At 69.5% G+C, this 26,539-nt stretch carries 20 protein-coding genes and 8 pseudogenes; 13 read left to right on the top strand and 15 right to left on the bottom strand.

The window, feature by feature from the left end; genetic code table 11:
* Nucleotides 1-332 precede the first annotated feature (332 nt).
* Nucleotides 333-751 (top strand): annotated as a pseudogene (locus AB0A61_RS30955) (CBS domain-containing protein).
* Nucleotides 752-1,217: 466 nt separating this feature from the next.
* Here the strand turns inward: AB0A61_RS30955 and AB0A61_RS30950 are convergent.
* Entirely contained in the window at nucleotides 1,218-2,135 is a 918-nt protein-coding gene (locus tag AB0A61_RS30950; protein ID WP_361299506.1) for a 2-dehydropantoate 2-reductase, read from the bottom strand.
* Nucleotides 2,130-2,669 (bottom strand): annotated as a pseudogene (locus AB0A61_RS30945) (DUF6817 domain-containing protein); the annotation flags it as partial. The pseudogene AB0A61_RS30945 and the gene AB0A61_RS30950, both read right to left, overlap by 6 nt.
* 182 nt (nucleotides 2,670-2,851) lie before the next feature.
* On the opposite strand from AB0A61_RS30945, the gene AB0A61_RS30940 reads away from it, so the two are divergent.
* Nucleotides 2,852-3,763: a LysR family transcriptional regulator gene (locus AB0A61_RS30940; RefSeq protein ID WP_361299503.1), complete on the top strand. Its 912-nt coding sequence runs from the start codon at nucleotides 2,852-2,854 to the stop codon at nucleotides 3,761-3,763.
* A gap of 316 nt (nucleotides 3,764-4,079) precedes the next feature.
* On the opposite strand, the gene AB0A61_RS30935 is transcribed toward AB0A61_RS30940, so the two are convergent.
* Together AB0A61_RS30935 and AB0A61_RS30930 are read right to left on the bottom strand one after the other, a co-directional pair.
* The gene (locus AB0A61_RS30935; protein WP_361299482.1) at nucleotides 4,080-4,280 is read right to left on the bottom strand and encodes a hypothetical protein; all 201 of its coding nucleotides are present in this window, start codon (nucleotides 4,278-4,280) and stop codon (nucleotides 4,080-4,082) included.
* A gap of 213 nt (nucleotides 4,281-4,493) precedes the next feature.
* The gene (locus AB0A61_RS30930) at nucleotides 4,494-6,290 is read right to left on the bottom strand and encodes a hypothetical protein (protein WP_361299479.1); all 1,797 of its coding nucleotides are present in this window, start codon (nucleotides 6,288-6,290) and stop codon (nucleotides 4,494-4,496) included.
* Nucleotides 6,291-6,305: 15 nt separating this feature from the next.
* Between AB0A61_RS30930 and AB0A61_RS30925 the strand changes: the two genes are divergently transcribed.
* The gene (locus AB0A61_RS30925) at nucleotides 6,306-6,653 is read left to right on the top strand and encodes a hypothetical protein (protein ID WP_361299477.1); all 348 of its coding nucleotides are present in this window, start codon (nucleotides 6,306-6,308) and stop codon (nucleotides 6,651-6,653) included.
* Between the two features lie 425 nt (nucleotides 6,654-7,078).
* Here AB0A61_RS30925 and AB0A61_RS30920 read toward each other — a convergent pair.
* The 5 genes and pseudogenes from AB0A61_RS30920 to AB0A61_RS30900 form a co-directional block, all read right to left on the bottom strand.
* Nucleotides 7,079-7,198: pseudogene (locus AB0A61_RS30920) on the bottom strand (TetR/AcrR family transcriptional regulator); the annotation flags it as partial.
* Nucleotides 7,199-7,314: 116 nt separating this feature from the next.
* The gene (locus tag AB0A61_RS30915) at nucleotides 7,315-8,235 is read right to left on the bottom strand and encodes an MBL fold metallo-hydrolase (RefSeq protein ID WP_361299474.1); all 921 of its coding nucleotides are present in this window, start codon (nucleotides 8,233-8,235) and stop codon (nucleotides 7,315-7,317) included.
* On the bottom strand, nucleotides 8,232-8,744 hold the full coding sequence (locus AB0A61_RS30910) for an HIT domain-containing protein (protein WP_361299471.1): 513 nt from the start codon (nucleotides 8,742-8,744) through the stop codon (nucleotides 8,232-8,234). Before AB0A61_RS30910 ends, AB0A61_RS30915 begins: the two co-directional genes overlap by 4 nt.
* 263 nt (nucleotides 8,745-9,007) lie before the next feature.
* Nucleotides 9,008-9,189 (bottom strand): annotated as a pseudogene (locus AB0A61_RS30905) (IS5/IS1182 family transposase); the annotation flags it as partial.
* Between the two features lie 346 nt (nucleotides 9,190-9,535).
* Complete coding sequence (locus tag AB0A61_RS30900; protein ID WP_361299468.1) at nucleotides 9,536-10,471, bottom strand: LysR family transcriptional regulator; 936 nt, start codon at nucleotides 10,469-10,471, stop codon at nucleotides 9,536-9,538.
* Nucleotides 10,472-10,605: 134 nt separating this feature from the next.
* Here AB0A61_RS30900 and AB0A61_RS30895 point away from each other — a divergent pair, with 134 nt between their 5' ends.
* Nucleotides 10,606-11,880 (top strand): MFS transporter, encoded by a 1,275-nt coding sequence (locus tag AB0A61_RS30895; RefSeq protein WP_361299465.1) that lies wholly within the window; start codon nucleotides 10,606-10,608, stop codon nucleotides 11,878-11,880.
* Between the two features lie 253 nt (nucleotides 11,881-12,133).
* Here the strand turns inward: AB0A61_RS30895 and AB0A61_RS30890 are convergent, their stop codons facing one another.
* On the bottom strand, nucleotides 12,134-12,520 hold the full coding sequence (locus tag AB0A61_RS30890) for a hypothetical protein (RefSeq protein ID WP_361299462.1): 387 nt from the start codon (nucleotides 12,518-12,520) through the stop codon (nucleotides 12,134-12,136).
* A gap of 641 nt (nucleotides 12,521-13,161) precedes the next feature.
* Between AB0A61_RS30890 and AB0A61_RS30885 the strand changes: the two genes are divergently transcribed.
* Nucleotides 13,162-13,599, top strand: a complete 438-nt coding sequence (locus tag AB0A61_RS30885; protein ID WP_361299459.1) for a DUF2690 domain-containing protein — start codon at nucleotides 13,162-13,164, stop codon at nucleotides 13,597-13,599.
* A gap of 290 nt (nucleotides 13,600-13,889) precedes the next feature.
* Here AB0A61_RS30885 and AB0A61_RS30880 read toward each other — a convergent pair.
* Nucleotides 13,890-14,374, bottom strand: a pseudogene (locus AB0A61_RS30880) (erythromycin esterase family protein); the annotation flags it as partial.
* Here AB0A61_RS30880 and AB0A61_RS30875 point away from each other — a divergent pair.
* From AB0A61_RS30875 to AB0A61_RS30865, 3 genes and pseudogenes are all read left to right on the top strand, one after another.
* Nucleotides 14,375-14,785: pseudogene (locus AB0A61_RS30875) on the top strand (MerR family transcriptional regulator); the annotation flags it as partial.
* 243 nt (nucleotides 14,786-15,028) lie between these two features.
* Entirely contained in the window at nucleotides 15,029-15,484 is a 456-nt protein-coding gene (locus AB0A61_RS30870; RefSeq protein ID WP_361299456.1) for a GNAT family N-acetyltransferase, read from the top strand.
* A 719-nt stretch (nucleotides 15,485-16,203) separates the two neighbouring features.
* A pseudogene (locus tag AB0A61_RS30865) lies at nucleotides 16,204-16,509 on the top strand (AraC family transcriptional regulator); the annotation flags it as partial.
* A 191-nt stretch (nucleotides 16,510-16,700) separates the two neighbouring features.
* Here AB0A61_RS30865 and AB0A61_RS30860 read toward each other — a convergent pair.
* Nucleotides 16,701-17,471 (bottom strand): helix-turn-helix transcriptional regulator, encoded by a 771-nt coding sequence (locus AB0A61_RS30860; protein ID WP_361299453.1) that lies wholly within the window; start codon nucleotides 17,469-17,471, stop codon nucleotides 16,701-16,703.
* Nucleotides 17,472-17,531: 60 nt separating this feature from the next.
* Between AB0A61_RS30860 and AB0A61_RS30855 the strand changes: the two genes are divergently transcribed.
* The 4 genes and pseudogenes from AB0A61_RS30855 (at nucleotide 17,532) to AB0A61_RS30840 (ending at nucleotide 21,131) form a co-directional block, all read left to right on the top strand.
* Nucleotides 17,532-18,740 (top strand): MFS transporter, encoded by a 1,209-nt coding sequence (locus AB0A61_RS30855; RefSeq protein ID WP_361299500.1) that lies wholly within the window; start codon nucleotides 17,532-17,534, stop codon nucleotides 18,738-18,740.
* A gap of 72 nt (nucleotides 18,741-18,812) precedes the next feature.
* Nucleotides 18,813-19,497, top strand: a pseudogene (locus AB0A61_RS30850) (GAF domain-containing SpoIIE family protein phosphatase); the annotation flags it as partial.
* 1 nt (nucleotide 19,498) lies between these two features.
* Entirely contained in the window at nucleotides 19,499-19,657 is a 159-nt protein-coding gene (locus AB0A61_RS30845) for an ATP-binding protein (protein WP_361299509.1), read from the top strand.
* A gap of 565 nt (nucleotides 19,658-20,222) precedes the next feature.
* A complete protein-coding gene (locus AB0A61_RS30840; protein WP_361299450.1) occupies nucleotides 20,223-21,131 on the top strand; it encodes a polysaccharide deacetylase family protein in 909 nt (302 codons plus the stop codon).
* 123 nt (nucleotides 21,132-21,254) lie between these two features.
* Here the strand turns inward: AB0A61_RS30840 and AB0A61_RS30835 are convergent, their stop codons facing one another.
* Entirely contained in the window at nucleotides 21,255-22,412 is a 1,158-nt protein-coding gene (locus AB0A61_RS30835; protein WP_361299447.1) for an NAD(P)-binding domain-containing protein, read from the bottom strand.
* A gap of 521 nt (nucleotides 22,413-22,933) precedes the next feature.
* On the opposite strand from AB0A61_RS30835, the gene AB0A61_RS30830 reads away from it, so the two are divergent.
* Nucleotides 22,934-23,707, top strand: coding sequence for an enoyl-CoA hydratase-related protein (locus tag AB0A61_RS30830; RefSeq protein WP_361299444.1), 774 nt, complete (start codon nucleotides 22,934-22,936; stop codon nucleotides 23,705-23,707).
* Nucleotides 23,708-23,935: 228 nt separating this feature from the next.
* On the opposite strand, the gene AB0A61_RS30825 is transcribed toward AB0A61_RS30830, so the two are convergent.
* Entirely contained in the window at nucleotides 23,936-24,703 is a 768-nt protein-coding gene (locus tag AB0A61_RS30825) for an alpha/beta hydrolase (protein WP_361299441.1), read from the bottom strand.
* A 327-nt stretch (nucleotides 24,704-25,030) separates the two neighbouring features.
* Nucleotides 25,031-26,527 (bottom strand): IMP dehydrogenase, encoded by a 1,497-nt coding sequence (locus AB0A61_RS30820; protein ID WP_361299438.1) that lies wholly within the window; start codon nucleotides 26,525-26,527, stop codon nucleotides 25,031-25,033.
* Between the last annotated feature and the right edge of the window lie 12 nt (nucleotides 26,528-26,539).

Genomic DNA, 26,539 nt, shown 5'->3' with positions numbered 1-26,539 from the left:
CTGAACTGCTGGACCGGCATCTGCACCACCTGCCACCGACCCCTGCCCAGCAGAGCCACACCAAGATCAAGACAGACCTAACGGAGTCCTACTAGATGGTCGATTCCAAGCGGCCTGATGAGGGGAGCCGGGTTCATGCGCGGCCAGCCAGTCATGCGCGCACTGACCGCCTACGACCACTAAAACCACCATTGGGCGAAGAGCCCCCCGTGCAGGCGGGCCGGTGAACGCTCATGCGTCACACACACGCGGGGTGGGCCGGGCCCGCAGCCGGGACCCGGCGGGCGCAGGGCGGTGAACGGTACCGCAGGACGTCGACGAAGGGAGACGTCATGGCTCGGCACGTACGCGACATCATGACCAGCCGACTGGTGACGGTGCAACCGCAGGCCTCGGTGACGGCGGTTGCTCGCAAGAGGCGCGACCAGAACGTCGGAGCGGTCCTGGTGACGGAGGGCGACGACCTGCGTGGCCTGGTCAGCACCGTGACCTCGTGGTGCGCGCACTGGCGGAGGGCGGCGACCCGGTGGATCGGACAGTCGCCTCCGCGTGCAGCGGCGACCTCTTCACCGTGACCCCCGACGAGGATGTGGACCAGGCGGTCAACCTGATGCGCGAGCACTCGGTGCGCCGGATTCCGGTCGTCGACCATGATCACCCGGTGGGCATCGTCTCCCTGGGCGACCTCGCCATCGAACGCGACCCGGACTCGGCGCTCGGGAACATCAGCGCGGCGAAGCCCAACCAGTAGGAGAAGCGCGCTCCACCCCCCGACGGGGGCGCTGACATCAGCGCCCCTGTCGTCGTGCGTCGACGCCGTCAGACGGTCGGCACCTGCTCCAGCGAGCCGGGCGCGGAGCGCTGTTCGTCCGCCATGACGGCCAGCGCGGGCCCAGCCCTCCCAGTCCAGAAGTCGCAGGGGCGCGGTGTGGTTCGCCCAGTGCAGGTCAGCGTGGGCGGTGGTCCAGCACGTCAGCGCCGAGCCGCACGAACTCGCGGATCGCCCGGTCCATGTACTGCTGACGTACGGCGACACGGTCGGTGACAGGTGCCGAAACCTTCCCCAGCGCCCCAGTGAGGTCGGTCCACCAGGAGCCGGGCAGCTGGAGGTCGTGCGTCGGGCACCCATTGGCCGGCGCATCGGCCTTCAGTCGAGTGTCGGCGCCGGCGCCGGCGCCCGGGGAGCTTCGGCACGGCAGGGGGCTCTCCTGTCCTCCTCAGTCGATGGCCAGCTCGGTCACCAACCGAGTGACGATGGGCACGGCGACGTTGTGTCGGCGAGCGGCTCGCAGGAGTGCCCCGCCGATGGCGTCCAGTTCCAGCTGACGCCCCGCCTCCGCGTCGCGTTGCATCGAGGACTTCGCTCCCGCTGGGAAGGCGTCGTACAGCGCCAGGGCCTTCGCGGGGTCGGCGGGGGCGCCGCAGGCCCGACTGACAGCGGCGGCTTCCTCGACGAGCGCTACCAGTTCCTGCCGACGCTCGGTCCTGACACCGCCGATGGTGAGCCCGTACCGCGTCGTGAGCAGTGCGAAGGGCGCGAGGAAGGTCAGTTTGGCCCAGAGTACGGCGGTCTCGTCCTCGGCCACCCGAGCCATCACCCCTGCGGATTGAAACATGACAGCCAGGTCCTCCAGCCGTTGCGCCGGCCCGGCCAGATCGATCTCGGTGAAGGGGCTGCCGTGTTCGATGACGTTCGGTGAGACGCGGGTCGACTCGACCCGGATGACCCCGGGCGCAACCCGGTCGACACCGTAACGTCGGCGCAGGGCTTCAGGATGCTCAATGCCATTGAGCAGGGGCAGCACAAGGCCGTTTTCGAGCATGGCGGGCGGGACTCGCTCCAACGCCGCGCCCAGGGCGGTGTGCTTGACGGTCACCAGGCACAGGTCGACCGGCTCGTGCAGCTCGGTGTCCGCCTCCACCTCGGCGGTGAAGTCGCCGAATTGACGGCTGTGCACGCGCAGGCCGTTGTGGCGGAGTGCCTTCGCGGTCGTCTCGCCGGACAGACAGACGACCCGGTGGCCGGCGCGGGACAGCAGCGCGGCGAGCAGGCCGCCGACGCCTCCGGGGCCCAGGACCGCGACGGTGTATCGGCGCGCGGTGTCGTCCTCGGCGGAGGATGGGGTGGTGAGCACTGTGTGGCAGTCCTTCCAGGCGGGCGGGCTCAGCAGCGATCGGAGGCGGGTGAAGAGGTCGAGGAGATCAGGCCCCCAGCGCTCGCGGAATGCGGGGTCGACTCGAGCGATGTCGAGTTCGTTGGCGGCGGACAGCTCAGTGAAGTCTTGCCGCAGCCCGAGGTCCGGGACGAGGGTGCAGCCGGTGAACCGGTCGCGGAATACTGGGTGCGGATCGCCCAACGCCGGGTAGGAGGCGGTCCGGTCGCAACCGGCGTAGAAGTACACCAGTGCTTCGGCCTCGGCGCCGATCACCGTGGCCAGTTCTCCGCGACGGTCGAGGGGGAGCAGTGCGGTGGCGAATCCGTCGGTGCCGTAGCAGGCGTGGCACAGACCCGCGAGTTGCAGGGCAGGGCGGGCACCCCAGGCGGCGAGCTGCTGCTGGACCCGTTGCAGATGGGCGAGGAGGGTGCCGCCGGGGTGCTCGATGTTCGCGGCGCCGAGCCGGCGCAGCAGGGCGGTGGCCCGAGCCGTCGCGGTGGGCGGGGTGGACATGGCGGTGGTTCCTCTCGGCGCGTGGCGGGTCGGCACCCGCCGTGCCTTCGCCTCGCGTCCGGATCGCTGCGAAGTCAGGGCGGGTTGCCGCCCGGGGCCCTGCACCGATGATCAAGCATCACGGAAATGCAAGTCAATCCTCGTATTTGCTTGTCCATACCCAAGCGATACCTTGGATGGCTGTGACTCTTGATGATCTTCGCGTCTTCGCTGCCGTGTGCCAGGCCGGCTCACTGAGTGCCGCTGCCCGCGATCTGAGGTGCACACAGTCGGCGGTCAGCCAGCACGTGAAAAGACTCGAACGGGAACTGGGACTCGGTCTGTTCGAGCGGCAACCACGTGGGGTCACACCGACCCAGGCCGGGCACCTCCTGCACGCCGCGGTCATCAATGGGCTCGGCAGCATCGACCACGCCTTGCGCCGCCTCGACGAACTCGCCCGAGGAGAGGGCGGTGCGGTGCGGATCACCACCGGAGCCACCACCGTCCGGCACTTCATGTCGGCCGCCATCGTCGATTTCCGTCAGCGCTTCCCCCAGGTCAGCCTGGAGTTCCAGACTGAGACCTCCAGCCGCAGCTGCTTCGATGCACTCGCCACCGACGGACTCGACCTCGCCTGGATCACCCTCGGGCCCCCGGTCCGCGGCATCGAGCAGCGCCCGGTCGTCGAACTTCCCTGGGCACTTGCTGTGACCGCCGACGATCCGCTGGCCGACAAACCGTTCATCGAACCCACAGACCTGCAAGACGCCCGGCTCATCGGGCTCCCCGAAAACTCCACCTCCCGCTCGCAACTCGACTCCTGGCTCGGGGAATCCGGTGTACGCCCCGTATTCGACACCAGCGTCGCCGACTGGGACACCGCGGTCCTCCTGGCCGAACTGGGGCTGGGTCATGCCATCGTTCCGACACTCCCCCGCTGGCGCGGCCCCGGCCACTTTGGCCTGCGCCTCGTCCCCATCCCCGCCCTCCCTGCCCTTACTGCGGGGTGGGCCGTGCGCGACTGGGACGCCCTCCCGCCCCTGGCCCGCACCTTCGCCGACACTGTCGCCCACCACTGCGCGACGCAGCCTCCCGGGAGCGGGACCCGATGAAGTGGCCTCCGTCCGACGGGGGGCCGAGCTCCTTCTCCTGGCCGGTGACCGCGGCGGCGGGCGGACGCCGCCGGTGTAGCGGCCCTCGCGCATGACTCCCCCTCAAGGAGAGTAAACCGCTGGGCAGTTACTCCCCCGCAACGGGGCATCGCCGCACGGGGTCCGGCGTGAAGGCGCAGAGGTCGCCCCCCTTGTACCAGAGGGGGGTTCGGAAGTCTGCGCTGTGCGGGCTACGACGCGGGCTGCTGAAGCCACCCTGCCGGGGCACGCCGGACCACGCCTCAGCCGCCGTTGCGGCCAGCGCGGCCCCACTGCGTCAGGTGAACAGCGCGGCGAGCGCTGCGGTGACTGCGGCTGCGCAGGTGAGCACCGCAGCGAATGCGTTGCCCGCCCGCATCAGTGCAGTCGGGTAGCTCGCGCCGTCCAGGCGGGCCAGTTTGCCCGCGCCGACGGCGACGAGCAGCGCGAAGATCACCACAAGGGCGACGGCGTAGACAACGACGATGGGGCCGGACACGGCAGTACTCCCTTGGGTCACCGAATGGATCGACGTGAACCAAGGTCGTGCAGAGGCTGTTCGCCAGGGTTCGGCCGGATGAAGACGAACACCAGCGAACACGCCCGTCGAGTGCTCCCCCCGGGCATGCGTCCCGTGTGGCGGCCCCACTGTGATGCGTGGCGTGCATCATTGGCCGCGATGGTGACAAGGGCGCGCGGATGGCCCAGGGGGTCACCTCTCGTCCGCATCGTCGGGATCCGGGTCATTCTCGTCCAGGTCGCCTCCTGGGTCGGGGGCGTTGTCGGCTGCAGCTCGGCGTCGCTCGATCCATGTGGCAGCGGTGATGTCGCCGGCCTTGGCCGCCTGCTGGTACAAGGCTTCGGCACTGTCACGGTCTCCGGCCCCCTCACGCAGCAACGCCAGTTCGTACAGCGCTTCGACGTGGCCGGCGGCCGCTGCCTGGAGGGCCAGTGCTTCGGCGCCCGTGCGATCGCCGTCTTGTTCCTTCATCCGCACCAGGTTGAACAGGGCGACGACGTCGCCGGCGTCGGCCGCCTGCTGGTAGAGGGCGTGCGCGCCATCCCGGTCTGCGGCCTGTTCGCGCAGTCTTGCCAGGTGGTTGACCGCAGTGAGGTCGCCGCCGTGGGCCGCTTCCGCGTACAGGAGTTCCGCGCCCTGCCGGTTGCCGCCCTTCTCCCGCAGCCGGGCGAGTTCGAAGAGGGTGTCGATGCTCCCGGCCGCCACCGCCCGACGGGCTGCTGCTTCGGCGCCTGCCAGGTCTTTCCCGGCCTCCAGCAGCAGTGCCAGCTCATACAGGGCGTCGGAGTCACCGGCATCCGCAGCCTGTTGGAACAGGGCTTGCGCGCCGGCGAGATCGCCGCAGTGCTGCCGCGTGAGTGCCAGGACGTACAGGGCGTCCGGGTGGCCGGCCTCACATGCCCGGCAGGACAGGTGGTGGGCCCACAGCGAAAGCCCCAGCGCGCGAGCCGCCCTGGCGAGCTCACCCAGGTCGTCAGGACGGGCGAGGTGGGCATGGGCGGCGTGCCAGAAGGAATCCGGCGGGCACTGCCCTTGACGGGTGATGCTGCCCCACTGCTCCAAGTAGTCGGCGAGCCGGACCACCGGTGCCTGCGGCGACGGCGGCGTTGGCCGGCTTACGTCACTGGCCGGGTGGAAGTCGGGGCGCACACGCGTGGGCCGCAACGGCGCATGCCTGCCGTGCACGGGCCTGGCCAGGTCGGCGTAGGCCGCTTCCTCCCAGTCCTCGGCCAGCTCCTCGTATTCGTGATCTTTGAGATAGCCGATCGCTGCGCTGCTGAGGAAGGCCTGCGGCAGGCGCAAGCCCACTCCCAGGCGGCGCGCGTCCATCGCCGCTTCCAGCAGCGCCCTGCAAGCAGGTGGTGCCTGCACATAGCGGCGCAGCAGTTCCGGTGCCCCGGCAAGATCCTGGGTCACCCGGCCGTCCGCGCCCGCCCGGGTGAGGGTGTCCGCGAGCAGGCAATCGTCCTGGGCGATGACCCGTGCCCGGTACAGCTCCTCCTCGTCGAAGGCGTCCGGGATGGTGACCATCCTGCCCGCCAGCAGGTGCCGGGTACTGCGGTACTCGGCTTCATCGTCGACCAACGCGGCCGGCAACCGCATGAACCACTCGGCGTACTGAGGCCAGAGCGTTCCCAGGACGAGGATGGGTCCGCGCTCAGGGCTCGCCAGCAGGTTGCGCAGCCCCGCCACCACATCCTCGCCCCTGAGCGGATCTCCGAGGTAGTGCTGGGCCTCGTTCAGCCACACCACCGTGCGCGCCCGCACCCGCTCCAAACCGGCCGCCAGGGCCCGTGCCCGTGCGGGCTCGATGGGATGCCATAACCGCCACCCCTCCTCAGCCAGTGGTTGCACCGCCTCCCAGCACGCCCTGGTCTTACCGGTCGCAGACGCCCCCACCACGATCAGCAGACGGCTGCGGCCCGCCCTGGCATCGCGCACCGCGGCGGCGAGCACCTGGTCATGGGCACGCTCGACATAGCTGGGCACCACCCTGCGCCCCGGATGATCGCAGAGCTCGCCGACACCCACCGGATGAGCAGGATGAACCTCCAGATCATGGGGGTCCCAGTGACCGATCGGCAGGCCCAGGACACCACCGACGTCACCGGACACCAACTGCCCGGCAGCGACACGCCGCAGACGCAACAATTCCTCAACCGGCAAACGCAGCCGCCGAGCCAGCACACTGATCGTCCGCGCCGAGGGAAGCGCTCCGCTGATCTGGAACGCCGCATGGACCGTCGTACGCCCCAACCCTGTCTGAACGGCAAGATCCGTCTTGCTCAGCCGCGATCGCTCCAGCCCCTCGATCAGCAACCTGCACATCTCACCGCGCGCCGCGCGCTCTGACGGCTGTGCTGCCACTCACCCATCCCCGCCTCACCGTGACCGGCCTCCAGTCTCCTCCCCCGCTCCCCCTCCTCACCCGTACTTTGCCCGCCCCCGGCCCCGCCCAGGACGCCCGCGCGCCACGCACTCATGCAGAACCGGGATGCAGCCTGTGGTTCGTCGAGGCGGATCAGGGCGAGCGCCTGGTGGGTGGAGACGATCGCTTTCCGTACCCGCTCGCGCGGCGTGTGAAGGGCGGCGGCCGAACGTGCGAAGTAGTAGTGCGACTCGGCCGGATCACATACGTAAAGGCGCTGCGCCGCATGCGGTCCGGAGACCGAGTACAGGGTGACCAAGGCGTGGCAGCTGTGGACGAACGCGCGCCGCCATGGCGTGCCCTGGGCCGTCGCCCAGGCATGCGAGCACTGCCACGCGGTCAGCGGTCAAGCGGCATTCTGGCCCGCCACCCCGAGGATGCGGTTCATCAGCGCGGACGCTGCGGTGAACTGGGCGGCTTCGGGCACTCCGAGCGCCTGGACCTGGCGTCCGATGCGTTCGAAGACCCGCGGCCATCCTTGCCCAGGAAGTCCCCGGTCTCGACGACGGCATCAACCTCGGTCCGGCCGGCGAGTAGTGAGCGATGGCCACAGATCAGTGCCTTGCCCGGCTCCGTTCACGCGGGTCAGGTCAGCCCAGCGAGCGGGTCGGTTGGCTGCCAGACGATCGGAAGCACTACTTCGGCACCGTCTCGGCGGGCCAAGGGAAGCAGTTGGTCCATTGCCGTGTCGAACCGGTCGGCGAAGGAGCGCATCGGCCGCAGCGGGCGGTCCAGGCCGGTGAAGAAGTCGTCCCAGTGCACGAGGACGACCCGGCGTGCGCCGCTCGCGCCCACGACCTCATCCCAGTAGGTGCGTACGAACTCGGGCGACTGCTTGCCGAGAAGCCCGACGCCGAGGTAGACGACGTCAGCCTGGCAGCCGGCGAGCATTCCGGGCCGGTGATTCGCGCTGGCGTGCACCAGCACACTGCCCCGCGGGTGGGAAACGTGCACGGAGAAAGCCGTGCCGGTCTTCCAGGCACGCGCCGGAGCGGGCGGGACCAGTGGTTGGTCGACCGTTCCCGGGTAGTGGTCGCCGGGACTGTGCACGGAGTCCAGGAAGGTCAACTCGAACCGGCCGTAGGTCAGCGCGTCGCCGCCCTCGACCACCCTCAGCGACGACTCGGGCAGGCCCACACCGCGCCCTACGTTGGCCGTGGACTCCGAACCGACCAGATCAGCGCCCGTTTCCAGACACCACACCGGAGCGTCCAGAGCGTGGTCGTAGTGAGTATGCGCGCAGAACACCGCCGCGAGTGAGTGGGCCTCCAACCGCCCGATCGCATCCCTGACAAGCGCCCGATCAGGTCCGATCCGGCCCAGCACGACGCGCAACAACCCGGGCCTGGTGACGAATCCATCACACAGGAGTGTGGTGTCCCCATCGGAGAGCAACAGCGAACTGGTTCCCAAAAAGCGCGCGGTCAGACCATCAGGGTTGAGCACCGAACGCTGCATATAGCTGGAATAAGGGCGCAGACTCGGACGACCGAACAGCGATCTCATCGCGCTGTCACCTCCACCCACACGGCTGGACCAAGACGAACTGCGGCCCTCCGAGGCAGACGTGGCCTGCCTGTGGCTGCCCGTCGGGCCACGGCTCCGGGCGCACTGGTGGTGGCTGCGAGCACCACAGCCCCACGGGGTCGGCACTGTCCGTCATCATTGCCCCCAGGGTTCGGTGTGCGGGTGGAAGCGAGAACGGCCCAGGGCGACGTTCCATCAGCCAGGGCCAACAGCATCCGCCGAATTGCTCGAGCAGGACTTCGCACCGCCGCAGCGAGGCGCCCGGCAGCCTCTTCACTTTGGGCTGGGCCGTCATCGGCACCTGCTGGTTGCCATCGGCCCAGACCTGCCGCATGCGCCTTGGGAATGACGAGGAGATCACCGGGCGTGGCCGGATGGATCTCCATGAAGGCCAGGACCTCCGCGTCTTCGTACACCCGGCTCGCGCGCACTCGGCCGGAGACGATGCCGCAGAAGGTGCAGGCCGGATCCGCGGCGAACAATCCCATAGGGTCAGCATGCGGCATCGGCTCGTCCGCCGCCGGAGGGATCCTCTCCGCGTCTCCTGGCAATGGCCCGGGCCACCCGGCGCGGCGGGGTCGTCTCCGGGCGTGCCGCGAGGGTGACGGTAGCCGTCCAGCGCCGATCTCCCTCGTCTTCGCCGGGCCGACGGGCTTCGCGCGGCGGCCGGCCTGAAAGGCCCTGACAGAGGCGTTGGACATGGTGATGGGTGATCAAGCAGACGGCGAGGCCAGGGAACGCCTCGCCCGTCGCGCCTTTCCCAGCGGCTGCGCAAGCGGCGGAAGCCGTGCAGCCAGGAGGCGCTGCGTTCGACGACCGGCGATGGGCGCCCAGGGCGGAGCCGTGCGACTGGCCACGCTCGGCGATCGCGGGCCGGATGCGGCGCCGCCAGAGCTGGCGCGGGTACTCGTCGCGGCCGTAGCCTCGGCCGGCCGGGCTCCAGGGCGCAGGTGATGCAGTAAGCCACCGGTACCCGGCAGACGCACTACGACAGCCCTGAGTGGGGCCACTACTACTGGTTCTTCGAGGACACCGTCACCGGTCCCGCCGAGAACGGTACGGACGGCAAGAACAACGCCGTCGTGGTGAGGACCCGCAAGTGACAGCTGCGGAGAAACGCTCCTGCTCGGTCAATCGCCACGAAGGCCGCGCCTTCGTCCAGCAGCGCTGAGAACCTGGGTCGTCCCGCGGGGGGTTTCCTGACGGGACAGTTGCTCCCCGGCAGCGGCGGGCACGGCCACCGCCGCGGCGAATCCGCATGCCGCAGACGCGGCGGCGTTCAGCGCGGAAGCACCCAGCCCGGTGTCCAGGTCCCGGCGGCGTCGTGGCCGGCCGCCGCGGCGGCGAGGTGGGCGCGGAGGGTGGCCAGCGCTGGGTGGGGGTTGTCGCGGTGCCAGAGCAGTGAGTGCGGGTAGATGGGGGTCGGGTCGGTGACCGGGATGCGGCGCAGGCCGTGGTCGGCGGGCCAGACGAGGCGGGTCTGCTCGCTCATGAAGGTGGCCAGGGCCGGGGTGTCGGCGACGGTGTCGAGGAGCGCGTCGGAGCCGAAGTTGGGGCCGGTCGCCTCGATGGAGAGGCCGAACTCGGCGACGAGGTCGTCGTAGTAGGCGGCCCATTCGGTACCTGGGACGATGCCGGGCATCCAGATCCGGTGTCCGGCGAGCTGGGCGAGGGTCACCGACCGGGCGCCCGCCAGCGCGTGGGCGGGACCGGTGAGGAGCTGGAGCGGCTCGTCGAGCACCCGGACGGACTCGATGTCCTCGGGAAGAGGGCGACCGGGCATGGCGACGGCGCGGAAGGAGGCGTCGATCGCACCGGACCGGATGGCGGCGACGGCCGTCTCGACGTCGAACAGCATCACCACGTCGAGGTCGATCTCGGGGTGCGCTTGGTGGAATCCGCGCATCAGACCCGACGGCGCGACGCGCGAGGCGATCACGTCGACACGCAGCGGCCGGCGGCCGGTGTGCACGGACGCGACCGCGCGCTCGGCGACGCGCAGCAGCTCGCGCGCATGGGGCAGGAAGGCCTGCCCGTCGATGGTGAGCTCGGCGCCGCGCGCGGTGCGGGTGAACAGCCGTACTCCGAGGCTGCGCTCCAGCGCGGCGATGCGCTTGGAGACGGCCTGCTGGGTGACCGCCAGCTCGGCCGCGGCCTCCTGGAACTGCCCCGTGTCGGCGGCGGCGACGAAGGTCCGGACGGTGTCGAGGTCCATGCCGGTGACCCTACGGCCACAACCGCTGGTTGTGGCCGGCGGCCCAGCGGTTGTTTGACCCCTGCGTATGGCGCTCGCTTTGATGCCACCGATCGCGAATCGGTTGTGCAGGCGAGTGGCGGGGGGCGTCGGACATGAGGAGCGGGCACCGGCTGGGACATCTGCTCGGTCATCGGCTGGGGCGGCGGTTCGGGTGGCTCTGGGGAGCGTACGGGACCAGCGCGCTCGGCACGTGGCTCGCCTTCGGCGCGTTCCCGCTGATCGCCATCCGCGTACTGCACGCCGGACCGGCCGAGGTCGCCGCGCTCTCCTCCGTGGGGACTGCGGTGGGCGCGGCCGTGGCGGTGCCGCTCGGCCCGTGGGTGGAGTTCCGCCGAAAGCGGCCGGTGCTGATCGCGATGGACCTGGTGCGGTTCGCGGCGCTGCTGACGATCCCCACCGCCTTCGCGCTCGGCGTGCTCACGTTCCTTCAGCTCCTGCTGGTCTCGGTCGTCGTCGCGGCGGCCGACATCACCTTCCGCGCCGCCTCCGGCGCGTACCTCAAGACGCTGCTGCCGGCCGAGGACCTGCTCGTCGCCAACGCCCGACTCGAGTCCACGACTTGGACGACCACGATCATCGGGCCGCCGCTGGGCGGCGCGGCGATCGGGCTCCTCGGTCCGGTGGCGACGGTGGTGGCCGACGCGGTCAGCTACCTGCTCTCGGCCCTGGGCATCCGCGCGACGGGTGGGCACGAGCCACGGCCAGAGCGTCGCGAGGCCGCACGCATGCGGGCCGGGGACCTGCTCGACGGCTGGCGGTACATCCTCGCCGACGCGACGCTGCGTCCGCTGTTCTTCAACACCGCCCTGTTCAACGGCCTGGTGATGGCCGTCCAGCCGCTGCTGGCCGTCCTGATGCTCGCTCGACTCGGGTTCACACCATGGCAGTACGGCCTCGCCTTCGCCGCGCCCTCGATCGGCGGGCTGCTCGGTTCACGGCTGGCCCGACCGCTTGTCACCCGTCTCGGGCAGCACCAGGTCCTGGTCGTGGTCGGGACGCTGCGCGCGCTCTGGCCCGTCGGCCTGGCCTTCCTGGGGCCGGGCGCCGCAGGGCTGCTGCTGGTGATGGGCGTCGAGCTCGGGCTCATCTTCTGCTGCGGGGTCTTCAACCCCGTCTACGCCACCTACCGCCTCGAGCGCACCGCGACCGACCGGGTCGCCCGCACCCTGTCCGCCTGGGCAGTGACGACCAAAGCCTCGACCGCGCTCCTGACGGCCGTCTGGGGCGTGCTGGGCGGCCTGCTCGGCCCGCGCACGGCCATCGGCCTGGCCGGCGTGCTCCTGCTGGCGACCCCACTGCTGCTCCCCCGCCGCGCGTCAGCACGCCCTTCCGAGCCGGAGCCGGAACCGGCACCGAGCCGCACCTGACGGGTCGCCACGACCGTCACCGCGACCGGGCTGCGCCGCCCTTTCGGAGCGGTTCGCCCCTCCGCCTACCGCTCGGAGATGAGCGCGACGGCCTCCGCTGTGGCCGGTGGGGGTCTTGGCGCGGCACAGCGTGGTCTACGTGCCGGATGTGCCTCAACAGGCCCCAGATGCTTGGGAGCCCATACGGCGCAGGGCCACCTGCCTCACATACCCGAGGAGTTGCCGAGCCTGCACCCGAGCGCTCACCGGCGATTCACCGTCGGCTCACCGCCTCGACGAGAGGTTCGGGCAGACCCAGTAGGCACAGTACGTCGGGCAGCGCCGCCCCTGTCGCGGCCGTGGCCTCGGCGGCCTCCCGATAGCGGGCCCGGGCCCCGGCCTCGTCGCCGCGGGCTTCAGCTATCCGGCCGAGTCCGGCCAGTGTTCGGACACGGTTGCCGAGCCCCTCCACCCAGTGCGGGTCGAGCTGTTCGAGGGCCTGCGTGTACAGCTCCTCCGCCGTGGACTGGTCCCGCTCCAGCAGAGCGATGTCGCCGAGCCCGCGCCGGGCGGCCGCCAGAGCGGAGGCGCTGCCCGCGCGGCGGGCGAACTCGGCGGCCGTCGCGCAGTCGGCACGCGCCGCCGCCGTGTCGGTGTCCACACGATGGTCGCCCCGGTTGACCAGCAGGTCGGCGCAGTCCTCCAGGCGCCCAACTGCTCGGCGAGGACGAGCGCCTGGTCGGTGAGCGCGACCGCCTCCTCGCGGTCGCCGCGTGCGCCCGCCAGACCTGCGAGGGCGTCCAGGGCAAGCGCGGCACCCCATCTGTCGCCCAGCGCCCGGAACGCCGCGGCAGCCGTACGGAACGCCCGCTCGGCCTCGGCGAAGTCCCCGGTGCCGAGGGGCCCGAACCCGGACACGTACTGTGCGGCCGCCCTGACCCACGGCTCGGCGCGGTCCCGCTGACCCGAGACGAGGGCGAACGACGGATCACGGATCACCGGTGCACCGGGGCACCGGCGTGCCCGCCGGGCGTCCGTCTTCTGCACACAAGTCCGGTGGGTCGGCGGTGCAGCCGCGGTCGCCATAGCGCTGAGCTGGTCATACGACTTATTTGTACGGGAATAACGGGATTCATCGGTGGGCAGTCATGGCGGCATGATGAGCCTTCGCAGAGCCATCTCGGTTCTCCTTACGGCCCGTACAAGAGAGACGAGGCCCCCTCGCGACCGGAGGGGCGCACACCGCAAAATCCGGGCGGGTCGGAGTTCAGCCCCAGCCGTCTCGTTCAGGAAGGAACAGGCATGAGCGCAAGAAGGCGCCTGGCTGTACTCGCGGCAACTGCTTCAGTGATCGTCGGGACAGCGGTCTGGGACTCGCCTGCTTCCACTGCAACTCCCGCCAGGGCAGCGGTGACGTGCCAGGGCTCCACGTGCTCTGGCCAGAACCCCAACACGACGGGCTGCGCTTCGGGCAATGTGCGCACCCTCGAGGACAAATCCTACTTCGGACGGCTGATCAGACTGCGGTACAACCCGGACTGCCGGGCGGCATGGGCGCAACTGATCAGTGGCATCCCCTCGGACTCGGCGCTGGTCCAGAACTCGCAGGGCCTGACGTACACCAGTACGATCAGCTCCGGCTCCGACACGTTCACGATGATGGTCGATGACATGAACCTCACGGCCCGGGCATGCGTGACCATCCAGACCGTGGGCCAGGCCTGCACCGGCTGGCACTGAGACCGCCTCCTGTGCGGTCGGGTGGACGAGTCGCTTGCAGCAGCGGATGGTTGCGGAGAATCCGAGAAAGACGCCTCAAGCCCTCAACTCGTGAAGCCACCACCACTCGAACGGTCCGGCGGGCCACGTGTCCTGCCGGACCGCTCTTGACTCCGGACCAGTCTTGACTCCGGATTCGACCACGTCGGTCCCTGGCCTGGCGCCCGGTGGGGGTTGGGTGGTCGTTACCGGCTTTGGCTCGGCAGGGTGACGCTCAGGGATTTCGAGAAGAACTCCCTGACGAGCCGAAGTCAGGAGCGCCAGATCTGTGGGACGTCCTTGACGAACACGATCCCGTCGTTTCCGGCCAGGTGGGCCGGGTCGAGCGGGGAGTAGCCGTAATACGGGGACACACGGGGAGCGGGCCGCGTGTCGCCGAGGGCGGTGCGGTGGCCAGCCGCGGGGCGTCGATGACGCAGCGGTCCTCCGGGAGCGCGTACAGGAGTCCTTCGACGGTGTCCGGCGGCGGGATGTCCACTCCCTGGTGCCGGATCGTACCGAGGGCCGTGGCCACGAAGGCGTACCCCTCGCCGAGCCGGGTGCTCACCAGCGCGCCGGCGATCCACCACTCCAGCGGCAGGTCGCCCATCCGCATCGTGCTCTTCTCTCGCTGAAGGTGGCCGTTGTGGGCGTGGACCAGCGCCGGGCCCCGTTCGGCGAGGGCGAGGAGGTTGTCGGCCATCATCTGGTCCCGCAGGCCCACCAGCCGCGTCATGCGGGCCGGTGAGGTGTCGGCGTGGAGCGTGCCCTCCGCGGCCTGGAGCCCACTGCGGTGTCCGAGCCCAACGCAGTGTCCGGGCCTGCCGGCAGGTTCATCGGCCCGCCGGCAGGGGAGCTCGGCATCCGGCCCGCGACGCTGCGCAAGTGGGAGCGCGCCGGGCTGGTGCGCCCGCGCCGCGACCCGCGGACCGGATACCGCGTCTACGACGAGGCCGACGTGCGGGACGCCCGGCCGGCGCACCAGCTCAGGCGGGGCGGCCACCTGCTGGGGCAGATCGCCCCGCTGATCGCCCAGGTGCGGGCGGCAGGCGGTCCGGAGCCGCTGAAAGCCACCCTGCGCGACTGGCACGGCCGGCTGTCCGCCCGAGGGCGCGCGATGCCGGCCGGGGCCGCCGAGCTGGAGGCGTACCTCCGCGAGCGCGGATGAGATTCCGGCGGCCGGCCGAGGATCGCACGGCTTTTCACAAGGAGCTGCCTTGGGCGCGGTCACAGCCCGGCGTGCCAGTCACACCCCAGATCGCCTGTGTCGAATACGCTGCGAAGACGCCCGACCTGGCGTCATTGAAAACGCGTACGCGGAAGGAAATGCCGCCCGGTGGCGGCTCTTCACACCAGCCCGGATGGGGCAGCTGCCGGATGCAGGAAGGGATGTGGCATGAGGTCCCCAGGCGTGCACCTGAGGGAGATCACCGACGACAACGAGGATGCCGTTCGTGCCCTCCGCGTCCGAGGCGACCAGAAGCAATTCGTCGCCTCGGTTTCCAAGTCGCTCAAGGAGGCGGCAAGGAAACCGGAGGCCAATCCCTGGTACCGCGCCGTGTACCGCGGAGAGGAGCCAGTCGGCTTCGTGATGATGTCGTGGAAACCGCCGGCTGGTCCTTTCAAAGGGCGGCACTTCCTCTGGCGCCTCCTTGTCGACAAGCGGTACCAGAGGCGAGGGATCGGCCGAGAGGCGCTCACGCAGATCGCCGCACTGGTTCGCGCGGACGGCGCCACCGAGCTGCTGACCAGCTACGAGCCCGGCGACGGCGAACCGTGGCCCTTCTACCAGAAGTTCGGGTTCGAGCCCACCGGGGAGATCGACGACGGCGAGATCGTACTGCGGCTCACTTTCTGCGCTCGGTGAGCTCATGACCGCGCGGCAGCTCGCCGCCATTGTTCGGCGTCTCGCCCGCCACGGTGGGCGGCGCAGGACCTCGTCTCCGCGCTCGGCGCCGACGGCGCCCGTGCCTACGGGCTGCGCGCCGACGCCTGTCCGCCGAACGGGGCCGGCGCGGCATCACCAACAGCGCCATCGCTCCCGGGGGCACCGCCACCGACATGGCCGCCGAACACGGCCCCGGCCACCAGCACCCCAAACTCCGCGGCACCGTGTCCCTGCCCCAGTGGATCGAGGTGCACGGCGCGCTCGGCCGCTCGCGCAGCCCCAGGAGGTTGCCGCCGGATCCGCATTCCTCGCCTCCGACGACGCCGACTGCATCACCGGCCGCACCCTCCCCTTCGACGGTTGCTTCTTCCAACCCACCGCAATTCCCGTGCCCTGCTGCGGGGACCGGCACCCGCCCGGCCCGTGCCGGTCCTCGCGGCCACACAGTCGACAAGAAGGCGCCATGCCCTCCCCGAACCTCCCGCCGGCCGTCGAGCCCAGCAGGCCCCGCCACCGGGCGGACCACGCCGACCGGCATCCCCGGCACCCGACCGACACCGAGCACGGCGTTCCCACCCCGGAACCTGGCCGCCGCCCCTTTGTCCCGCAAAGCGATCACGGTCCCCGTCATCACCGTCATCACCTCGTGGGCAGCCACTTTGATGCTCAACGTCGTCCTGCTCGGTGTCGCGGGAACCGGTGAGGCGCTGCGCCTGCTGCACGAGGACCCCGCTCGTCGGTGGACGGTCGCCGAGCTGGCCGCCCGGGTTGGCATGTCCCGCGCAGCGTTCGCAGCCCGCTTCGCCGCGCTGGTCGGCGAACCCCCGCTCACCTACCTCACCGGCTGGCGCATGACCGTAGCGGCGGACCTGCTCCGGGACACCGAGACGACCGTCGCCGCCGTGGCCCACGAGGTCGGCTATGAGGACCCCTTCGCCTTCAGTGTGGCGTTCAAGCGCACCCGAGGCGTCAGCCCCTCGGTCTGGCAACGTCAGACGCACTGACCCCGGCACGAAGGGATTGCCGACCCAGGGCCGACTGTGGCGGGCGGCCTCAGGCGCGTCGAAGGCCGGTCTCGGCACGTCGTGCGCGTACGGGTGCGATGCGGCGCACCATGTCCATTGATTCCACGGGCGGTTCGGCCTTGCCGCCGGAGAACACGTCCTGCCCCGGTGTGACAGTGAGGAGGTTGGGTTCACCAAGTGCGGCTCTGCTGCGGAGCCGGGGTCCTGAGAGACCCCGGTGTGTACCCGAAGGCGCGGCGGAAGACGTCGATGAAGGCGCTGGCGGAGGACCAGCCGCACAGGTGGGCCACCGCGGTCACCGGTGTGTCCTCTGCGAGGAGCACTAGGGCGTGGTAAAGGCGTAGTTGGGTGCGCCATTGGCTGAAGGTCATACCGAACTCGGCCTGGAAGAGCCGGGACAGCGTACGGTCGCTCACTCCGGCCTGCCTGCCCAGTGCAGCCAGGGTGCGGTTGTCGGCCGGGTCGGCCTGCAGGATGTCGCACAGTGCCCTGAGGCGGGGAGTGGTGGGAGCGGGCAGGTGCAGGGGCTGCTGGGGGGAGATGCTCAACTGGTCGAGCAGGACAGCTCGCAGCCGGACCCGTTGAGAGCTGCCGCCGGCCTCGGTGTCGCGGGTGTAGGCGAGGATCAGTTCCCGTAGAAGGGGGCTGACCTTGAGGACCGTCGGGTAGTCGAGGGCGAGCGGATTGTCGGTGGGAGGCAGGCCGACGAGGTGCAGTTCAAGTTTGCCGTGGGCTCGGTGGGCGTGCGGGGCTCCGGCCGGTATCCAGATGGCGCGGTTGGCCGGTGCCACCCATGTGCCCGCGTCGGTGGTGACGGCCAGCACTCCGCGGCTGGCGTAGGCGATCTGGTGGTCATCGTGGCGGTGGGCGTCTATGCCGGCGCCGGGTGCAAGCCAGCGCATGCGAGTCGGTGCCACCGACTGATGGCGGATCTGCGTCATTACTTGGCAGATTATCGGAAGTCTGACCCGATGCCCGGCCGTGACCATGGCTGCGTGTCAATGAAGAAAACAATCTCCCTCCTGTCGCTGGGGCACGCGTGCGTGGACGTCTACCAGGGGTCCGTGTCGGCGCTCGTCCCCTTCTTCGTCGCCGAGCGCGACTACACCTACGCCGCTGCCTCGGGCATCGTGCTCGCCGCGTCACTGCTGTCTTCAGTGGCACAACCGCTGTTCGGCGTGCTCACCGACCGGCGGGCCATGCCCTGGCTGCTGCCGGCGAGCACACTCCTGGGCGGAGTGGGGATCGCAATGAGCGGCCTCAGCCACGGCTACGCGCTCACGCTCGCGTTCTTCGCCCTCTCCGGCATCGGAGTTGCCGCCTATCATCCCGAGTCTGCCCGCGTCGCGCGGAAGGCCAGCGGGGGCAGCCACATCGCGATGAGTTGGTTCTCCGTCGGCGGCAACATCGGCTTCGCGCTGGCGCCGCTGATGGTCTCCACCGTGATGGCCGTCGGCGGTTTGCGGTGCACGCCGGCGCTGGTGCTGCCGGCCCTCGCAGGCAGTGTGCTGTGCCTTCCGGTCCTGCGCGCCCTGACGAGCACGGGACCCAGCGGTCCAGGAGCCGTTGCAAGAGCCGGGACCGATGACAAGGTCTCCTTCGTGAAGCTGTCGCTGGCGGTGGTCTTCCGTTCCGTCACCTTCATCGGCCTCAGCACGTTCATACCGTTCTACGCACAGCAGCACACAGGAGGCGGCATGGCCGCGGGCACCGCGGCGCTCTTCGTGCTCTACATCGGCGGAGCGGTGGGCACCGTGCTGGGCGGCAGGCTGGCCGACCACTGGGGCCGGATCACCACGGTGCGCAGGTCGTACCTGATGACCGTCGCCGCCGTCGCGGGCGTCGTGTACGCCCCCGGCCCCGCCCTCTACCTGTTCGTGGCGATGACCTCGGCCGGCCTGTACGTTCCGTTCTCCCTGCAGGTCACGCTCGGCCAGGACTACCTGCCCGCGCGCGTCGGCACGGCCAGCGGCGTCACTCTCGGGCTCGCCGTCAGCGTCGGCGGCCTCACCAGCCCGGTCCTCGGCAGCATCGCCGACGCGACCTCCCTCCAGACGGCCCTGACCCCGCTGATCGCGATGCCCGCCCTGGCCTGGCTGCTCTTCAGAACCCTGCCGGAACCGGCTGCGCCGAAACCCACCGCCGGGGTACAGCAGGACCCTGACGACAGCGGGGCAGCACCTTCTCCCGCCCCGCACAATCAGAGCTGACACCGCCGCCCGCACTTCACCCGACTGCTGGACGGGCAATGGGCAGCGAGGGACACCAGGAACCCGGTGGGAGACGCACTGCGTACCCGCACCCCCGTCCACCTCTCATCCCCGGAGGAGTTCCTGAAGCGTTACCCGGGGACCGACATCCTGATCAGGGAGGGCGGCACGCAGGCGTGGGCCTTTCTGCCGCCGGCGGTATCGGGGCGCGGAAGCGGCGCGGCGGTGATCTCCTTCGGGCGACCGCGGGTGCTGGACGATGACGAACGAACGCTGCTGACCGCGCTCAGCGGACTGATCGCGCAGGCCCTGGAGCGGGCCGGGCTCTACGACGAGGCGACGACCCGGGCCCGTACCCTCCAGCGCAGCCTGCTGCCGCAGGAACTGCCCACGCTGCCCGAGGTGACGGCAGCGGCGCGCTACCAGCCGGCCAAGCAGGGAACCGACGTCGGCGGCGACTGGTACGACGTGATCCCGCTCTCCGCGGCCCGGGTGGCGTTCGTGATCGGCGACGTCATGGGCCACGGCATGGCCGAGGCCGCTACCATGGGCGGGCTCCGCACGGCCGTCCGCACCCCCTCGGAGCTGGAGCTGCCGCCCGACGAAATCCTCGGCCACCTCAACGACATCGTCGGCGAGCAAGGGAACCGACGTCTTCGTGACCTGCCTGTACGGCATCTACGACCCGGTGACCCGGCTTCTGTCGTACGCCAGCGCCGGTCAGCCGCCCCCGGCGGTGGCCCACCCCGACGGCACCGATGACCACGCCGCACATCCGCCACACTTCCCCCACCGACGAGGGCGGCCGCGGCCTGCAACTCATCTCCGCACTCTGCCAGCGCTGGGGCACCCGCCACACCCCCACCGGCAAGTCCATCTGGACGGAACAGCCCCTCCCCAGCGGCCGCCGCGAATGATCGCAGATTCCCAAGCTGAAATCTCATAGGCACGGCGCTCCGGCACCCCCGCCACGCAACGGCCCTGGCGTCCGGCCGACGACCACAAGCCGGTAGCGTGGCCAAGGCCGTTGGGGGGTACAGCGAGACTTACACGTCCGTGGTCGGACGGCGCACCCGCCATCGTGGCCGACTGTCGTCGGCTGAGGCTCGTGCCACAACCCAGCCAGATGCAGGGGTCAGCCAGGTCAGCGGGGGCGTCCGACAGTCGCGTTGCCGTCCGCCTCACCAGGTGTCGAAGCCCCAGGCCGGCGGAGACGGAGGCTCAGAGACGAGGACCGGAAGTACGAGCAGCCGCCCCTCCGGCGTCCGCCTGCCTGGCGGTACGGGCCGAGGCAGACGCCGCCCGTCACCACCACGCCTCGAGCCTGCCGTGGTGCCGCAGGTGACAGAAGAGCTGATCCGGCTGATCCCGTTGGGCACCATCTGCACGTTCTCGCCCATGACCTCGCCCATGACCCGTGAGCGGAGCCGCCTCGGAGTCATCCCAGGTGCCCGCGCAACCCGTCCGGGCTAATCTCCAAATATGCCTCGTCCGTCTCATCGAGGTGCTCTCGAATCAAAGCCAACCCGGAATATTTCGCCAGGAGCCGGAGACCGCTGCGTTCGGAATACCCGGACTGCGACCTATCGAATGCAGGGAGCAGTCACAAGGGTGGCCGCCATGGTGACCGCAGCAGTGCTGACTTTCGGCCTGTGCAGCTGCGGTGGCAGCAACGATGTGACCCCGCGGGCTGGAGTCACTGGGCAGATGCCGTCGGCGAGCGGCGCGACGACCGGGCCCGCCCGGCGCCCCGGCGGGTCCGTCGACTGCCGGAAAGCGAAGTGCGTAGCGCTTACCTTCGACGACTCACCGAGCGTTCGCACCCCACAGATCCTGTACATCTTGCGCCGGTACGGCGCGCACGCCACGTTCTTCACGCTTGGCAAGAACCATGTCATGAGATACCCGGTGACCGTCAGGCGGATGGCCGCAGAAGGCCACGAGGTGGAGACACTCACCTGGTCCCACCAGATCCTCACCGAGATCAGCCCGGCCGAGGCGCGCAAGGAGATCATCCAGGGCCGCGATGCCGTGGCCAGGGTCATCGGCCGTCGACCGGTCCTGTTGCGCCCGCCACAGGGCCGCACGAGCGCGGCCATCACCGCGATCTGCCGGCAGCTCGGCATGGCACAGGTCCTGTGGAGCGCCAGCGGATCTGACTACCAGACCACCGACTCCGCACTGATCACCAGCCGGATCCTGGCCCAGACCGGCCCCGGCGGGATCATCCTGTTGCACGACCGGGTGGACCCGACCAATCGTGGCTACAACGGTACGGTCGCCGCGCTTCCCGGCCTCATCTCCACTCTCGAAGCCCGCGGCTACACGTTCGTCACCGTCAAACAGCTCCTCGCACCGTCCAAGCCCCGGCCGGGTGGGGTGTACCAGTGACGTCCGGCCACCGGCCACGCTCCCCCGCGGCATGCCCAGTCACCCTGGTCCTGTGAATTGGACAAGCTGTTTCGCCGGCGCCGGTTGGTCGCCCCATGGCCAAGAACACCGGGAGCGTGTCGGTCAGCTCCAGCGCGACTGGAGCGCCCGCAGAAGAACGGTGGAGGATGCCGGTGCGGCTTTGACGAAGCCGAAGAAGGGGCCGAAGTCCTGAGTGGCCGCGAAGCCGGTGAGATAGAGGCCGGGCACAGTGGTCTGGAAGCCCTCGTCGAGTACCGGGAAGCCGTTGCGGGTGGCGATCTGGTCGAGCAAGCCGGCCAAGTAGGGGACGCGGTTGAGGTCAGCTGCGTATCCGGTGGCGAACACTATCTGGTCGACCAGCAGAGTTTCGCTGTTCGACAGGGTGATCTTCATGCAGCCGCCGCTCCCCCCGCCGCCATCCACGTGCACCACCTGGCATTGCGGCCAGACGTGGACGACGGAAGAGGGCAGGCGCGGCGGCAGCCACGGTTCCAGCGTCGCCCGTCCAGCCTGCCAGCACCGCGTGTGGATCGCGGCTTTCTCCGTGGACGTCAGCCGCCGCCACCAACCTTCCACGCCCAGCGTGTTCTCCACGTAGTCGTCAAAGAAGTCCCAGCTCACGGGGGCGAAGCGGGGCGCAGGATGGCGGTGCACGACATCGACGCGCTCCGCACCGTGCTCACTGATCAGCGCCGCCCACTCGTACGCGCTCTGCCGGCCTCCAACGATCAGAACACGCCGTCCCGACAGCGTGTCGAAACAGATCAGATCACTGCTGTGGGCGGCGCGGTCAGGCGGCACCTCGGCAGCCCAGCCCGGGAGCTCCCCGAAATAGCCGACGCCGGGGGCAGCGACCACCACGTCGCTCCGCACGCGTCCACCTCCGGAGAATTCGGTCTCGAACGTGCCGTCGTGCCGGGTGACGCCCGTGACCAGCTCCTCCCGGACCGCTATCTGTTTCGCGTGGCGGAACCAGTCGGCATAGCCGAGGAAGACGGAGACGGGGATCGGGTCGACCTCATCAGCGGTAAGGCGTCGCTCGCGCAGGTAGGCCCGCAGGGTGTGCTCCCCGGTGGCATCCAGGTGCCAATCAGGGCCTGAACGCAACAGCAGCCCGTCGGGCATGTGCTCGCGCCAAAAGCCCATCGGTCGCCCGACTGTGACTGTGTCGATGCCGTGCTCTCGGGCGAGCGCGGCCGCAGACAGGGCGTACGGGCCGGCGCCGACGACGAGCATGCGCGTGGAGGTGGTGTCATTCACGGTCCAGCTCCTGTCGCCCGGCTTCGATGTGGGACCCGGTCATCGCGCGGCAGGCGGCGCATCGGCCTCCGGGCGTCACCGGCTTCCGGGGCACGCGATCTTCGCCAGGGCTCTCACACCCAGGTGACGGCCCCACTGCTGCCGAGGATCTCTCCGCGGTGGACACCGCCGCAACTCCCAGAGGTCCTGACCACAACTCGGAAGCTTGGAGAAGAGGCAGCCTGCCATTTTGAACTTGAGCAACTGCTCAACCGTATGAGTGAAATCATCGTCCGAGAGGCGCGGTATTTGGATTCCGATTTGATGCTTTAAAAATTACAAGATGAATGTGGCGTTATCGCCACCACGGAATCCGGTGATCTTGCAACCCGCAGACCTACCGGAGAGTGCCGGAGGTCGCGCGAGTAGTCAGAGTAGTGCAGCTGCGTATGGTCGTAGGTCGGCCGCTGGCAGCAAGGCACACCGGGGTTTTCCACTCGGGAGCCAGAGCGCGGCGCATTACCCTGGCGTACGGTGGGGGCATGGCCGCGTACGAATACCTCACTGTGGCGGCTCGAGGGAAATCCGCTTGGGTCACCCTGAATCACCCCGAACGCAGAAATGCCCTGAGCTGGAGCATGCTCAGGGAACTGCACAAGTCCCTCACCGAGGTGGCTGACTCTTCGGCCACGGGCATCGTCCTGGCAGCCAATGGCCCGGTCTTCTGCTCCGGGCACGACTTCGCCGACGTCCTGGCCGCGGACACCGACGACATCCGGGGACTGCTCGAGCTGTGCACCGGCCTGATGCAGCTCATCCATTCCGTACCGCAGATAGTGGTGGCCAGGGTGCACGCGCCGGCCCTGGCCGCCGGATGCCAACTGGTGGCGAGCTGCGACCTGGCGGTAGCCGGAGAATCTGCCGGGTTCGCACTCCCCGGGGGCAAGGGAGGCTGGTTCTGCCATACGCCCGCCGTTCCGGTGGCCCGTTCGATCGGACGCAAAAGGCTCATGGAGATGGCCCTCACCGGGGACGTGATCGACGCTCGCACCGCCGCCGACTGGGGACTGATCAACCGAGCGGTCCCCGACGGGGAGCTGGACGCGGCAGTCGAGGAACTGCTGGCCCGCGCCACCCGCGGCAGCCCGGCCAGCAAGGCGCTGGGCAAACAGGCCCTCTACGCTCAGCTGGACCGTCCGGAGTCCGATGCCTACGAGATCGCCGGGGAGGTCATGGCCGTCTCCTCCCAGTCCCCGGCGGCTCGCGAAGGCATCGCCTCCTTCCTCGACAAGCGGGCGCCCGTGTGGCCCGATTGACCTCCTCCCCCTCGTAAACGAAGGGGGCTCCTACGGCTCGCTCCGTAGGGGGCTGCCCCGTTCAGGAGGACTCGGAGGAGGGCAACCAGCGGTCGAGCGCGATCACTTCGCGGCTGTACCAGGCGGCTCTGTACTCCAGCATGCTGCGCAACTGCGACGGTGGCAGCCTCAACCAGGGGCCGCGGTTGCGGCGTCCGGCTGGTGGGCCGGACGCCGCAACCGCGCACGTCAGGCCGTCCGGCTGACCGCTCCGCCGAAGTGCCGGGCGAAGAAGCGCACCGCGCTGTCGGCCTCGAACCTGGGCAGTTCCTTGTGCTTGCCCGAGTTCACGTGCAACGACTTCTCCTTCGAGGCAAAGGCGTCGAACAACGCGAGACCCTCCTCGCGCGAGATGTGCTCGTCATCCCACTGCAGGTCGAACTCGATCGGGATGGTGATCTGCTTCGCCTTCTCGGCCAGGACATCGGGCCAGTGCTGACCGAAGACCGCAGCGGTGATCCTCGGTTCGATCGCCACGAACGGTACGCCGATCGCGGTGCCCATGTTGATGCCCCAGAAGCCGACCGGCCCGTCGGTGCCGATCTCCGGGAGTTCCTGGAGGGCGTCCAGGGTCGCCTGGTACTCCGGTACGGCGAGCTCCGCCAGGTGGTCGTTGTAGCGCACGACGATCGGTCCTTCCGGCTCGCCCGCCGCCCGCGCCCGGAACAGCTCGGCGATTTCCGCCTCGTCATGCGCTGTGCGCGGCCGGTCGCCGTGGCCGGGCGCGTCGATGACGGCGACGTGAAAGCCGCAGCCGGTCACGAGAAGGCGAGCGCGGCCGGACATCGCCGGGTGCTTCTTGTGATTGCCGCCGCCGTGGGCCATCAGGATCAGGGGCGCTCGGCCGGCTGCGCTGGAGGCCGGCGACCAGAGAACGCCGGGGACATCGCCCACGGTGAAATCGCGTTCGAGCATGCCGTTCGACGACGACTCAGCGGTGAACTTCAGAGAGTGCATGAGGTGTTGCCTTTCGGGAGTGCCTTGTGGTCGAGGCGCTCCCGGCGACGTCTACGTCAATCGCCGGCCGTGACGGGAAGGGGGAGCACCCACGTCGATACAGCGTTCATGGGTCTCACCTCCTCGGGCGGTGTCACGGTCGACTGAAACCTAGCAGCCCGATGATCATCCCCTCAACCCTTTTCCCCGCCACATGATCACAGCTCCGGACAGGCCCTGGGGCGGCACCTTGTGTCCGGGCCGAGAATTACTGGCGGGAGCGGGTTGGCCCAACCGTGCGCTGTCCCTCTCCGGCCAGTAGTCCTCTCGTCTGCACCCGGCAGCTTGTCAGGAGACGGTCGCCGGGGTGTCCCGCAGGGTGACGTTGGCGTGGCTCTCCTGGAAGCTCTGGTCTGAAACGAGGGTCAGCCGGGCCGTGGACCGGAACTCCGGCAGGGTTCTGGAGCCGCAGGAGACCATCGTGGTCTTGAGCTTGGTGCAGGTCAGGGCGAGCCCTTCGTTGAGGTCGCCTGCGTAGGGGACGTAGCCGTCCACGCCTTCCTCGAAGACCAGCTCCTGGCCTCCCTGGCCGTAGCGCCGCCAGTTGCGGGCCCGGTTCGAGCCCTCACCCCAGTACTCCTTGACGAAGCCGTCGCCGGTGGGCAACTTTGCGCCGGCCGCCTGGTCGAAGCGTGCGAAGTAACGCCCCATCATGACAAAGTCGGCTCCCATCGCCAGCGCCAGGGCCACGTGGTAGTCGTGCACCAGCCCGCCATCGGAGCAGATTGGTACGTACTCGCCGGTGCGTTCGCGGAAGGCATCCCGGGCTGCCGCGACGTCCAACACAGCGCTGGCCTGGCCGCGGCCGATGCCTTTCTGGTCCCGAGTGATGCAGATGGAGCCGCCGCCCACTCCGACCTTGACGAAGTCCGCCCCCGCCTCGGCGAGAAAGGTGAACGCCTCGCCGTCGACCACGTTGCCGCCGCCGACCGGGATCTCCGGATAGTGCTTCTTCACCCAGGTCAGAGCTTGTGCCTGCCAGTCGCTGTACCCGTCGGACGAATCGAAGCACAGCGCGTCCACGCCGGCCTCCAGCAGGGCCGGGACGCGCTCTCGATAGTCGTGGGTGTTGATACCCGCGCCCACACGCAGACGCTTGGCAACGTCCACGAGCTGGTTCGGGAAGCGCTTGTTGTCCGTGTAGTCGGAACGGAACACCAGGTGCTGCAGTCGACCCTCGGTATCCAGTACCGGGAGGCAGTCCAGCCGTTCGTCCCAAAGCCGCGCGTTGGCCTCGGAAAGTGTGGTGTCGGGCCCGGCATGGGCCAGGTCGGCGACAGCGGTCATCCGGCCGCTGACCGGTCCGTCCAGGTCATGGCGCTGAGGGTGGAAGTCCCGGGAGGTCACCAGGCCGAGCAGGCGGCCGTGGGCGGTCCCGTCGTGGGTGACTGCGGCGGTGCTGTGACCGGTGCGGCGCATGACGTCGACCAGGAGGCTCAGGCTGTCGTCGGGATGGACGTTGGTGTCACTGGTGACGAATCCGGCCTTGAAGTTCTTCACCTGGCGGACCGCCGCAGCCTGGTCCTGGATCGGCTGGTTGTGGTGCAGGAAGCTAAGACCGCCGTTGCGCGCGAGCGCAATCGCGAGATCGGGTGTGCTGACGGCCTGCATGATCGCGGACGTGAACGGGGACTGCAGCTCGATCGCCGGCACCTCGCCCCAGACGTGCCGCACCAGGGGCGTGCGCAGGTCAACGGTCGCAGCCGAGCAGTCGGTCCGAGTCCGGTTCGGCAAGAGCAGAAACTCGTTGAACGTCCGTGAGACCTCGGCGATGATCTGTGCCACTCGTTCCTCCTG

Origin of the sequence: Streptomyces sp. NPDC046197, assembly GCF_040646295.1 — a bacterium.
In the GTDB taxonomy this organism is placed as follows: Bacteria; Actinomycetota; Actinomycetes; order Streptomycetales; family Streptomycetaceae; genus Streptomyces.
Note: the sequence above shows the minus strand (reverse complement) of the source record. Positions and strands in the feature narration are given on the sequence as shown.